Annotated in this window: 12 protein-coding genes; all 12 read right to left on the bottom strand. The window is 61.9% G+C overall.

Translation table 11 applies throughout. The features are described from left to right. Positions 1–34 precede the first annotated feature (34 nt). The 12 genes from fliM to fliE all read right to left on the bottom strand — a co-directional run bounded on the left by fliM (position 35) and on the right by fliE (position 12,036). Positions 35–1,003 carry a flagellar motor switch protein FliM gene (gene fliM, locus AU074_RS13620; RefSeq protein WP_010166091.1) on the bottom strand — a complete coding sequence of 323 codons (969 nt, stop codon included), beginning with the start codon at positions 1,001–1,003 and terminating at the stop codon, positions 35–37. Positions 1,004–1,012: 9 nt separating this feature from the next. Continuing rightward, positions 1,013–1,513, bottom strand: a complete 501-nt coding sequence (gene fliL / locus AU074_RS13615; protein ID WP_076015155.1) for a flagellar basal body-associated protein FliL — start codon at positions 1,511–1,513, stop codon at positions 1,013–1,015. Between the two features lie 223 nt (positions 1,514–1,736). Then, positions 1,737–3,107 carry a flagellar hook-length control protein FliK gene (locus tag AU074_RS13610; RefSeq protein ID WP_076015154.1) on the bottom strand — a complete coding sequence of 457 codons (1,371 nt, stop codon included), beginning with the start codon at positions 3,105–3,107 and terminating at the stop codon, positions 1,737–1,739. 633 nt (positions 3,108–3,740) lie between these two features. Next, positions 3,741–4,088, bottom strand: a complete 348-nt coding sequence (locus AU074_RS13600; protein WP_076015153.1) for an Hpt domain-containing protein — start codon at positions 4,086–4,088, stop codon at positions 3,741–3,743. Between the two features lie 30 nt (positions 4,089–4,118). Then, positions 4,119–5,837, bottom strand: coding sequence for a fused response regulator/phosphatase (locus AU074_RS13595; RefSeq protein ID WP_076015152.1), 1,719 nt, complete (start codon positions 5,835–5,837; stop codon positions 4,119–4,121). Next, complete coding sequence (locus AU074_RS13590) at positions 5,834–6,139, bottom strand: STAS domain-containing protein (protein WP_076015151.1); 306 nt, start codon at positions 6,137–6,139, stop codon at positions 5,834–5,836. Before AU074_RS13590 ends, AU074_RS13595 begins: the two co-directional genes overlap by 4 nt. A 186-nt stretch (positions 6,140–6,325) precedes the next feature. Beyond that, positions 6,326–6,775: a flagellar export protein FliJ gene (fliJ, locus tag AU074_RS13585; protein ID WP_076015150.1), complete on the bottom strand. Its 450-nt coding sequence runs from the start codon at positions 6,773–6,775 to the stop codon at positions 6,326–6,328. 3 nt (positions 6,776–6,778) lie between these two features. Beyond that, on the bottom strand, positions 6,779–8,137 hold the full coding sequence (gene fliI, locus AU074_RS13580) for a flagellar protein export ATPase FliI (protein ID WP_076015149.1): 1,359 nt from the start codon (positions 8,135–8,137) through the stop codon (positions 6,779–6,781). Further along, positions 8,127–8,891 carry a flagellar assembly protein FliH gene (gene fliH / locus AU074_RS13575; protein ID WP_076015148.1) on the bottom strand — a complete coding sequence of 255 codons (765 nt, stop codon included), beginning with the start codon at positions 8,889–8,891 and terminating at the stop codon, positions 8,127–8,129. The genes fliI and fliH overlap by 11 nt, the downstream gene beginning before the upstream one ends. Before the next feature lie 10 nt (positions 8,892–8,901). Next, positions 8,902–9,921, bottom strand: a complete 1,020-nt coding sequence (gene fliG / locus AU074_RS13570; RefSeq protein WP_017477457.1) for a flagellar motor switch protein FliG — start codon at positions 9,919–9,921, stop codon at positions 8,902–8,904. Beyond that, positions 9,914–11,689 (bottom strand): flagellar basal-body MS-ring/collar protein FliF, encoded by a 1,776-nt coding sequence (gene fliF, locus AU074_RS13565; protein WP_076015147.1) that lies wholly within the window; start codon positions 11,687–11,689, stop codon positions 9,914–9,916. The genes fliG and fliF overlap by 8 nt, the downstream gene beginning before the upstream one ends. 14 nt (positions 11,690–11,703) lie before the next feature. Then, positions 11,704–12,036, bottom strand: a complete 333-nt coding sequence (fliE, locus tag AU074_RS13560) for a flagellar hook-basal body complex protein FliE (protein WP_076015146.1) — start codon at positions 12,034–12,036, stop codon at positions 11,704–11,706. Between the last annotated feature and the right edge of the window lie 61 nt (positions 12,037–12,097).

The raw sequence follows: 12,097 nt of genomic DNA, 5'->3' as shown, positions 1-12,097 counted from the left end.
TACATGTCCTCGGCGGAGCAGAAATTAGTGTGGATCAGCGACGGTTGATCGGCTCAATCACTTGCAACGCGAGGTTGCCTTTGTGAGAACCGAGCTTGACCTTGAACGACGGCACGCCGTTGGCGCGCATGATCAGTTCTTCCGGCAGTTCGACGGGAATCACATCCCCCGGCTGCATGTGCAAAATATCCCGCAAACGCAACTGACGACGGGCCACGGTGGCGCTCAGGGGCACGTCGACGTCCAGCAGGTCTTCGCGCAGGGCCTTGACCCAGCGTTCGTCCTGGTCGTCGAGGTCGGACTGGAAGCCCGCATCGAGCATTTCGCGCACCGGCTCGATCATCGAGTACGGCATGGTCACGTGCAGGTCGCCGCCACCGCCATCGAGTTCGATGTGGAAGGTGGAGACCACAATGGCTTCGCTGGGGCCGACGATGTTGGCCATGGCCGGGTTCACTTCCGAGTTGATGTACTCGAAATTGACTTCCATGATCGCCTGCCAGGCTTCCTTCAAGTCGATGAAGGCCTGCTCCAGCACCATGCGCACCACGCGCAATTCAGTCGGGGTGAATTCACGGCCTTCGATCTTGGCGTGACGGCCGTCACCGCCGAAGAAGTTATCCACCAGCTTGAACACCAGCTTGGCGTCGAGGATGAACAACGCGGTGCCGCGCAGCGGTTTGATCTTGACCAGGTTGAGGCTGGTGGGCACGTACAGCGAGTGCACGTATTCACCGAACTTCATCACCTGCACACCGCCCACCGCCACGTCCGCCGAGCGGCGCAGCATGTTGAACATGCTGATGCGGGTGTAACGGGCGAAACGCTCGTTGATCATCTCCAGCGTCGGCATACGTCCACGGACGATGCGATCCTGGCTGGTCAGGTCGTAGCTTTTGACGCTGCCGGGCTCGGCAGCCATTTCGGTCTGTACCAGACCATCGTCGACGCCGTGGAGCAGCGCATCGATTTCATCCTGGGACAGCAGGTCCTGCACGGCCATGTCGTGATCCTACTGCAATACGAAATTAGTGAAGAGCACCTGCTCGATCACCGGTTTGCCGACTTCCTTCTGGGCCACTTCCTGCACGCTGGCAGTGACCTTCTGGCGCAGCATTTCCTGGCCCACCGGAGTGGCGAGGGTCTCGAAGCCTTGTGCGGAGAACAGCATCACCAGGTTGTTGCGGATCACTGGCATGTGCACCTTGAGGGCATCCAGGTCTGCCTGGTTCCGCGCCAGCAGGGTAATGCTCACCTGCAGGTAGCGTTGACGGCCGTTCTGATTGAAGTTGGCGACAAACGCCGGAAGCATCGGCTCGAAGATTGCCGGTTGCTTGACGTTAGGGTTGACCTCGGCCGTCGCGGCCGGTTTGCTCTGGGCACTGTGCATGAAGTACCAGGTAGCCCCCACGGACAGGCCGATCGCCAGGAACAAGGCCAGGACAATCAGCAGGATAAGCTTGAGCTTGCCCTTGCCTGCGGGTGGTGTTGCTACGTCGTCGCTCTTCGCCATGCCAATAATCCGTCACTATTCAGGGGTTCATAGTTCTGGGGAAAGGCAAGAGCAAGTGTTATGCCAGAGTTGTCTGTTTGATCACGGTTTCGCCGACACTGCAAAACCAATGTGGGAGCGGGCTTGCTCGCGAAAGCGGTGGGTCAGCACCTGTAACGGTGACTGACACTCCGTATTCGCGAGCAAGCCCGCTCCCACATTTCGATCATCGCCAGGCCTTGGATCAGGCGTAATAGTCCACGGCGCTGGAGCCAATGATGGACTGCACCACCGGCGCGGCAACTTCAGCCACCTCACCAATACCGCCGCCATCAACCCCATCACCCCGCCCGCCACTGCCACTGACGCCGCGTGCCTGGTTCTGCTGTTGTTGGTCCTGGCCCTGCTGACCCTGCCAGCCACGGGACTGGTCGGACACGTTGACGTCGACCTGGCCCATGCCCTGCTGGGCAAACATCTCCCGCAGGCGGCCTGACTGGCTTTCCAGTGCTTCACGAACCACCGCGTGACCACTCATGAAGGTGACCTGCGCCTGCTGGTCGGCAGACATTTTCACACTGATATCCAGGCGACCCAGTTCAGCGGGTTGCAGCTGGATCTCTGCCGACTTGAGGTTGGCGCTGGACAGGTACATGACCCGGTTTACCACCTCGTCGGTCCAGCCGCTCTGGTGCATGGCCAGTGGTGCGTTGGCCACCGGTGGCAGGGCATTTGCGGTTTTCGGGGTGGCGGCCTGAGTCAGCGCGGCGAGGCGGTTGGCGAAATCGTCGACACGGGTGTCGCTGCGGGCGTCTTTCAGGTCTTTGAGGCCGCCATCGATCAGGCCGGTGAAGGCTTTGTCGCCGCCCTGGTCGGTGCTGTCCTTGGTCGCTTGCTGGTCGACCATGCTGGCCAGGCCAGTGGCGAAGTTTTGCGCGGCCGTTGGCTGGTCCTGGGTCGGGGCCGGCGTGCCTTTGGCTGGGGTTTGGCTGCTGGCGGACACGTGACCGCCCTGCTCCATGGCCAGGCGTACGGCGGGCATTGCGTCCAGCGGGTCGGCTTCTGGGTCGAAGGCCGGCTTGGCGTCGTCGGTAGCGGCCACGGGTGGCGCTACTACTGGCTGGGACTTGTCATCTTTCGCCGCGACCGGTGCCGGTGTTTCGACGGGTGCTGGCGTTGCGGGTACCGGGACAGGCACTACCGCGGCCATCAGCGCCGGGTCGACGGCTGGGTCGACCGGGGGTTGCTGGGCCAGGGTTGGGTCGTCTGCCGGGGCCGGGTCGTCGGTCTTGGCGGTGGTGTCCGGGGTGTCGGGCTTGGCCGGCGGGGTGGCAGGCAAAGTCTTGCCGTTATCGGCAACTGATGGAGTGCCGGCGGCAGGCTTGTCGTTGTTGGCGGCGGGCTTGGTGCTGGCGTCCGCAGGTTTTTCGCGGGTCGATTTGGTGGTGGTGTCGGTGGGTTTTGCCGAGGGCGCGGGGGCTTGCTTGGCGAACACCTGAGCGAAGCCCGGGGCCTTGTCCCGCGGGTCCGCAGCCACTGCCGGTGGATTGGCAGCGGGCGCTTGAGGCTTGGCCGCGGGGGCCGCCTGCAGGAGCGAATTCGGGGTGATTGCCATAGATAAGAGTCTCCGCCGCACAGGGGTCGAGGGTGCGGTTACAGGAGGTAGAGCAAGAGTTGGGCCAGGTTTTGGTTTGGGGGTGTATATCCGTTATTTGGGTGATGGCTTGTATGGGTTCCGCTCTTACAGCGGGTCACTTTTGAAAGGAGCCCAAAAGTAACCAAAAGGCTCTTGCCCCACCACTCGGCACCTCGCCTAGGCTCGGTGTGCCCTCACTCCGGCTTTGGAGCGTGGGCCGCCGCGATGGGCCATCCTTGGCCCAGCGCGGCTAACCCGGCGTCCTGCCGGGTTACCCACGCTCCAAAGCCTGCGTTCGGCCAGCGTGGTTTAACGGGGCGCCTAAGATCAAGATCAACAGCAGATCAAGAGCACAGCGGCCTACAGGCCGGCTTGAGTGTGGTGAAGCAACAGCAACAGCAAAATCAGAAGCTAAAGCGGGCACGGTCCAAATGTGGGAGCGGGCTTGCTCGCGAAGGTCGTTAACGATGACGCGGGCATCCTGAATGAACGCGGCGCTCTCAGGTTTTTCGCGAGCAAGCTCGCTCCTACACGCTTTTCAAAAGTGACCCGCTGTAAGAGCGGAACCATAAGCCGCCGTTACCCAAATAACGGATATACACACCAAAAGCGTCAAAGCTGAAACCGCCCCCGCTCATGCTCATACAACGGCCGCACCAGCGAAAACTCCTGGTCAATCTCGTCCACCAACCCCCCAAGGTCCGCATGCACAGGCTTGGCCGACGTATCCTCGAGCAACTGACAAAGCTCAGCCAACCGCACCGCCCCAAGGTTACCGCTGCTCCCCTTAAAGCTATGCGCAATCCGCCCCAACGCCTTGGCATCATCACGAGCCCTGCGCAACGCCTCTACCCGCTTCTGCGAGTCATCGAGAAACGTGTCGAGCAACTTCGGATACTCACCCTCCATGACCTCCTGCAAGCCAGTCAGCACATCGGGGTCCAGATGAATCTCTGCCACTTGTTCGCTCCTTGATCAAGAATCGGCGGATTATGCCAGAGCCTTCCATGAAAACTCCACGCACACACACCGCCCGCCGTCAGACCAGCCTACCTGGCTGCTCAACTGCCGCACCAGGCTCAACCCCCGACCAGACAGACGGTCAACATCCAGCGGCCTGGCCAGCACCGCCTCCACATCAAACCCCGGCCCGCTGTCCTCGATCCGCAAGGTCAGACAACCACCCTCCCCGGTCGGCACTACATCCAGGTGCACCCGCACAAACCCACTGTCCAACCGCGCCAGCCGCTCATTACGCTCACGGTAATACGCCGCAAACCCCTGAGCATCACGCTTGAGCCGCGAATCCAGCCCCAGCACCCCATGCTCCAGGGCATTGGAATACAACTCAGCCATCACGCTATACAACGCCCCGCTCTGCTCCCGCAGCCCATGGATCTCCAACAGCAGCTGCAACAAATACGGCAACGGGTTGTAGGACTTGAGCGTCTCGGCACGAAACTCAAAGCTCACCGACCAATCCAGCGGCGACGACTGGCCACTGTCGGAATACACCACCGACGGCGAACGCAATGGCTCACCCGCCTGCAGGCTGATCTCCACCATGCTGACGTCATCACGCACTTCGCCACGAAAAGCCGCCAGGGCTTGCTCAATCTCCTCGAACAACCGGTCCGGCTCACGGTTGGCCGCAAACACTTGCTGCAAACGCTCGGCGCCAAACAGTTGCTCATGGACATCAGCGGTATCCAGCACGCCATCCGACAGCAGAAACACCCGGTCGCCCAGCGCCATCGGCCAGACTTCAGTGCGGTCATCAAACGCCTCGGCCGCCAATACGCCCAACGGCAAATGCCGCGACACCAGCGGCGTGCGTTTGCCGGTGGCGAGGTCATGCACATAACCCTCGGGCATGCCGCCGTTCCACACTTCCACCACTCGGCGCTGGGCGCTGAGGCATAGCAAGGTGGCGCAGCAAAACATGTCCACCGGCAGGATGCGCTTGAGCTTGGCGTTCATCTCCCGCAGGGTCTGCGCCAGGCCGTAACCCTTGGCAGTCATGCCGTAGAACACTTCCGCCAGCGGCATCGCGCCGACCGCCGCCGGCAAACCATGACCGGTAAAGTCACCCAGCAGCACATGCATATCGCCCGATGGCGTGTAGGCAGCCAGCAACAGGTCACCGTTGAACAGCGCGTAGGGCGATTGCACGTAGCGAATATTCGGCGCGGCATTGATGCAGCCGGAATGCGCGACCTTGTCGAACACCGCCTTGGCGACCCGCTGCTCCTGCAGCAGATAGTCGTGGTGCCGGGCGATCAGGTCGCGCTGCTGCAACACCGTGGCCTGCAAGCGACGTAGGCGGTCCATGGCGTTAATCTTCGCCGCGAGGATCACCTGGTTATAGGGTTTGGCCAGGAAGTCGTCGCCGCCGGCATCCAGGCACCGGGCCAGGGCTTCGCTCTCGCGCAGGGAAGTCAGGAAGATGATCGGCACCAGCGCCTCCCCCGCCAGTTGCTTGATCTGCCGGGCCGCTTCGAAGCCGTCCATTACCGGCATCAGTGCGTCCATCAACACCAATTGCGGCCGCTCGCGGATGAACACTTCCACAGCTTCCTCACCGTTGCTGGCGGTCAGTACCTGGTGGCCCTGACGACGCACGATGCTCGACAGCAATAGCAAATCGGCGGCGCTGTCTTCGGCGATCAATACCGTCAGCGCCTCAAGGACCGGGGCCAGGACGCTCAAGTGAGATCGAACAGTTTGTCGAAGTTGGAGATGGCGAGGATCTTGCGCACGTCGGAGTTGCTGTTGACCACCTGCACTTCGGCATTGTCACCGCCGGCATGGTCCCGCAGCAGCAGGAGCATGCCCAGGGCAGAGCTGTCCATGTAGGTGGTTTCCTTCAAGTCCACCACGTAGATCTCGGGCACCTTGTAGAACTTTTCGTAGGCATCACGAAAAGCCTGGTGACTACCGAAATCGAATCGCCCCTTAACGGTGATCGTCGCTTTCTTCCCATCCAGGGACACTTCTGATTCGACTGACATACGACTGCTTCCTTGTCATTGGCAATGTGCAACAAGGTTTAGCAGGTGATGGGGAAGTGGGCAACTCCATGTAGGAGCGAGCTTGCTCGCGAAGAACGCAAGACCAGCGCGTAAATCCTGATTGCCCCGCGTTATCGTTGACGACCTTCGCGAGCAAGCTCGCTTCTACAGGGGGCTGCGGCGCGGTTAATACTGGCTCTGACGCGGCAGGCGCTGGGACAGCTCATCAAGCAGTTTCTGTTCGCGCTTGTCTTCCAGTGCGCGGGCTTCGTCGATGTAGCGTTGCACCAGTTTGCGCAGGCCTTCGACCCGGGCGTAGGCCTGTTGCCAGCTGTCGCGGGCCTTGTCGACGTTCGCCTGGTGCCACGCCAGGCTCTGGCGCTGTTGGCCGACGGCGGTTTCCAATTGATTGAGAAAGCCCTGGTAACCCATCAGCCATTGGCCGGAGACGCCCTTGCTGCCGCGCTCGATCCACTGTTGCTGATACTCGCCGCGAAAGCGCTCCAGGTCGCCCAGTTTGCTTTCCGCCAGGCGAACCTGGCCCTGGAAGTAACCCAGGCGCTGGACGGCGGTTTTTTCAGCTTTTTCGGCCATGTCCACCACCGGGGCAAGGCGTGCGGCGCGGGTATTGGCCATGGTTTATCCGCCGGGTGCCGGAGCGAAGATGCTACCCAGGTGCGCCTCGCTCTCACCCATGCTGATCTTGTCGTTGAGGCCTTGGCGCAGGTAGGTCACCAGTTGCGGTTGCAGGGCAATCGCCAGGTCGGTCTCGCGATCGCCGCCAGCCACGTAGGCGCCGACGCTGATCAGGTCGCGGCTCTGTTGATAGCGTGACCACAGCTGCTTGAAGTGCTGCGCCCGCATCATGTGCTCAGGCGTGACCACCGACGGCATCACCCGGCTGATGGATGCTTCGATGTCGATGGCCGGGTAGTGCCCTTCCTCGGCCAAGCGCCGGGACAGCACGATGTGCCCGTCGAGCACGCCCCGCGCCGAGTCGGCAATCGGGTCCTGCTGGTCATCGCCCTCGGAGAGTACGGTGTAGAACGCCGTGATCGAACCGCCACCGGCTTCAGCATTACCGGCACGCTCCACCAGCTTGGGCAGCTTGGCAAACACTGACGGCGGATAGCCCTTGGTGGCCGGCGGCTCGCCGATGGCCAGGGCGATTTCCCGCTGGGCCTGGGCGAAACGGGTCAGGGAGTCCATCAGCAACAGGACGTTTTTGCCCTTGTCGCGGAAATATTCGGCGATGCGTGTGCAGTACATCGCGGCACGCAGGCGCATCAGTGGCGCGTCATCCGCCGGTGAGGCGACCACCACTGAACGCTTGAGGCCTTCTTCGCCGAGGCTGTGCTCGATGAATTCCTTCACCTCGCGGCCCCGCTCGCCGATCAGCCCCACCACGATGATGTCGGCCTCGGTGAAGCGGGTCATCATGCCCAGCAACACCGACTTACCCACGCCGGTACCGGCGAACAGGCCCAGACGCTGGCCGCGGCCCACCGTCAATAAACCGTTGATGCTGCGAATGCCCACGTCCAGCGGTACGCTGATGGGGTTGCGCTTGAGCGGGTTGATGGTCGGGCCGTCCATCGGTACCCAGTCTTCAGCCTTCATCCCGCCCTTGCCGTCGAGGGCACGGCCAGCGCCATCCAGCACCCGGCCGAGCATGCTCATACCCATGGGCAGGCGACCGGTATCGGCCAGCGGCACCACGCGAGCGCCGGGGGCGATGCCGGCAACGCTGCCGACGGGCATCAGGAATACTTTGCTGCCGGAAAAGCCCATCACTTCGGCTTCGACCTGCACCGGGTGGTAGCTGTCGTCGTTGATCACCATGCAGCGGCTGCCCATGGCGGCGCGCAGGCCTTCCGCTTCCAGGGTCAGGCCGACCATGCGCAGCAGGCGGCCCTCCAGGATCGGCTGGCCCGGCAACTCGGTGGCTTCGGCATAGCCACCCAGGCGCTTGGCGAAGCTGGTGCGATCAAGGCGCATCGGGCGTGTCCAGCTCGACGCTCAAGTCCGGCTCTGCCGGGTGCAGCGCCTGCTCGTGCAATTGATCAAACAGCTTGGCCATGATCTGGGTGATTCGGGTTTCCACCGTAGCGTCGATGCGGCTGTGTTCAGTCTCGACCCGGCAACCACCGGGCAGCAGCGCGGCGTCTTCGACGATGCGCCAGGTTTCTTCATGGCGCTCGCGCAGGGCTTTGACCTGTTCGAAATCCTGGGGATTGATGTACAGCCGCACATTGCCGACGCCCAGAGGCAGCAGCTTGAGGGCTTCGCGCATCACGCTTTCGATTTGCGTGGAGTCCAGGGCCAATTCGCGCTGAATCACTTGGCGAGTGATGTGCTCCACCAGCCCGACCATGGCTTTTTCGATCTGCGAGTCCTGCTCGGCGATGGGCTCGAACAGGCTGCCCATCAGGGTTTCCAGGCTGGCGAGCTTGACGCTCAGCGCCGCCTCGGCTTCCTGGCGGACCTTGAGGGTGGTGCTGCGAAAACCGTCTTTCTCACCAGTGGAAAAACCTTCGTTGTAGGCTTCCTGACGAATGCTTTCGAGCTCTTCCAGGGTCAGTGGCTGGACTTCTTCCAGCGGCACTTCTTCCATCTCGGCCGGGGTTTCTTCTACCGGCTCGGGCTCTGGCTCCGGGCGATGCGGGTCGAAACTGGGCAGCGACCAGACGTCGAACCCTCCGACGTCCCGTGCACGAATCAGATCGCTGGGCGTCTCATCTTTGTTCGACATGCGCGGCGCCTTAAATCATTTCTTCGCCGCCCTTCCCACCGAGAACGATTTCTCCGGCTTCGGCCATACGGCGGGCAATGGTGAGGATTTCTTTCTGCGCAGTTTCCACGTCGCTGACGCGCACCGGGCCCTTGGCCTCGAGGTCGTCGCGCAACAGTTCGGAAGCCCGCTTGGACATGTTCTTGAAGATCTTTTCCTTGACGCCTTCGTCCGAGCCTTTGAGGGCCAGCACCAGCACGTCGGAGGAGACTTCACGCAGCAACGCCTGGATGCCACGGTCGTCGACATCGGAGAGGTTGTTGAACACAAACATGAGGTCTTCGATCTGCACCGACAGGGTATCGTCGATCTCGCGGATCGAGTCCATCAACTGGCCTTCCACCGAGCTGTCGAGGAAGTTCATGATGTCGGCCGCACGTTTGATGCCACCCAGGGTGGTACGCGAAGCGTTGGAGTTACCCGAGAACTGCTTCTCGAGAATCGTGTTCAATTCTTTCAGGGCCGCCGGCTGTACGGTGTTCAACGACGAGACGCGCAGGATGATGTCCAGGCGCACCTTGTGGTCGAAATGGCCGAGCACTTCGCCGGCCTGGTCGGGGTCGAGATACGCCACCACGATCGCCTGGATCTGCGGGTGTTCGTAGCGGATCACGTCGGCCACGGCCCGCGGTTCCATCCACTTCAGGCTGTCGAGGCCGCTGGTGTTGCCACCCAGCAGGATGCGGTCGATCAGGCCGTTGGCCTTGTCTTCGCCCAGGGCCGAGGTGAGCATCTTGCGAATGTAGCTGTCGGAGCCGACGCCCAGGCTGGTCTGGTCGCCGACGATCTCGACGAACTCGCTCATCACCTGCTCGACTTGCTCGCGGTGCACATTGCGCATTTGCGCCATGGCCACGCCGACACGCTGAACCTCTTTGGGCCCCATGTGGCGCAGCACTTGGGCGGCGTCGGTTTCTCCAAGGGACAGCAACAGCACGGCGGCTTTGTCGACCCGGGAGAGTTTGGCTACTGCAGCTCGGCTATCACTCATCTGCGTTAATCCACTCTTTCACGACTTGGGCCACACGACCCGGGTCTTCGGCCACCAGGCTCTTGATTGCGTTCAACTGAGCGTCATAACCCTCGCTCGGGCTCGGCAACAGAATGCTTTGCGGGCCACCGAGGCTCACGCGGTCGTTGGCCAGTTCGCCATCGAGGCCGCCCATGCCACCCAGTTCGACGTCGCCACCGGCCAGGGCCAGTTGTTTTTTGCCGTGACCGGTAATGTTGTTGAGCACCGGACGCAGCACGCCGAACACCAGCACCAGGATGAACAACACACCCAGCACTTGCTTGACGATGTCCCAGAACCACGGCTGAGTATAGAACGCGGCCTCGGCAATCACCTCGCCCCGCTCGGCGGAAAACGGCATGTTGATCACGCTGACGCTGTCGCCACGGCTGGCATCGAAGCCCACCGCGTCCTGCACCAGGCGGGTGAAGCGCGCCAATTCGTCGGCGCTCCACGGGGCACGGGTGACGGCGCCGTCGGCGGCGTTGATCTTGACCTGGTCATCCACGACCACCGACACCGACAGGCGATTGATCCGGCCTTGCTGCTGCTTGGTGTGGCTGATGGAGCGGTCGAGCTCGAAGTTCTTGGTGGACTGGTTGCGCTTGTCGGCCGGGTACGGCGCGAGCATTGGCTGGCCGGTAGCCGGGTCCATGATCTGCTGACCGTTGGCGTCCAGCAGCGGCTGGCCAGGTTGCACCGCGCCTGCGGTAGCAGCAGCGCCACCGGTGGTTTGCGGAGCGGTGGCCGGGGTTGGCGGCTGGTTGCTCAGGGCACCCGGCACGCCTTGCGGGCCATTGCTGGCGGTACGTTGCTCAGTGGTCGATTGCTCGCTGCGCAGGGCCGGCTGGTCCGGGTTGAACTGCTCGGAGGTGGATTCGACGGCGCTGAAGTCCACGTCGGCAGACACTTCCGCCTTGTAGCGATCATTGCCCAACACCGGTTGCAGGATGTTGTGCACGCGCTGGGTCAGCATGCTTTCCATGCGACGGCTGTAGTCGAACTGCTTGCCGGCCATGGTCAGCGAAGAGTTTTCCGCGAGGTCCGACAGCAGGTTGCCCTTCTGGTCGACCACGGTGATTTGCGACTTGCTCAATTCGGGAACGCTGGTAGCCACCAGGTTGATGATCGCCAACACCTGGCCAGGCTCCAGGGAGCGGCCAGCAAACAATTCGACCAGTACCGAAGCGCTGGGCTTGCGTTCATCGCGCACAAACACCGAGCTTTTCGGAATCGCCAGGTGCACACGGGCGCCTTTGACGTTGTTCAACGCAGAAATGGTGCGCGCCAGTTCGCCTTCCAGGCCACGACGGTAGCGGGTGGCTTCCATGAACTGGCTGGTACCCAGGCCTTGGTCCTTGTCGAGGATTTCAAAACCGATGTTGGCGTCGGACGGGGTGACGCCGGCTGCCGCCAGTTTCATCCGTGCACGGGCCACATCATCGGCCTTGACCAACAGGGCGCCGGAATTCGGTTCGACGGTGTAGGCAATGTCTGCCGCCGCCAGGGTTTCCATGATCTGCTTGGAATCCATGCCCGCCAGGCTGCCGTACAGCGGACGGTAATCCGGTTGCTGGGACCACAGCACCACGGCAAAACCAATCGCCACGCTGGCAGCCAGGCCGACCATCAGGCCCACCTGACGCAGCATGGTCATCTCGGAGAGGTTTTCCAGGAACGACAGGCCGAACAGCGGCGGCTTGCCGTCTGCCTTGGCGGGTGCGTTATCCACGACTGCTTCTGCCATGACTCAAATCGTCCTTAAACCGGCATCTGCATGATGTCTTGATAGGCTTGAACCAGCTTGTTGCGCACCTGGGTCAAGGCCTGGAATGAAACGCTGGCTTTCTGCGAAGCGACCATCACGTCGGTGAGGTCCACGCCGCTTTTGCCGATCTCGAAGGCGGTCGCCAACTGACTGGATGCCTGCTGGGTATCGCTGACCTTGTTGATGGCCTGGCCGAGCATGTCGGCAAAGCTGCTCTGGCCCAATTCCGGCACGGCTTGCGCGGCGGATTTCGGTTGGGCCATGGCATCCATTTGCATGGACCGCATATCCAACATCAACCGATTGAACTCAACACCTTGGCTCATGACCTTCTCTCTCCGACGACCCGCAATTTTTTGACACTACACAGCGCTTACAGGGGTGGTA

The sequence above is a fragment of the Pseudomonas sp. ATCC PTA-122608 genome (genome assembly GCF_001952855.1).
In the GTDB taxonomy this organism is placed as follows: Bacteria; Pseudomonadota; Gammaproteobacteria; order Pseudomonadales; family Pseudomonadaceae; genus Aquipseudomonas.
Note: the sequence above shows the minus strand (reverse complement) of the source record. Positions and strands in the feature narration are given on the sequence as shown.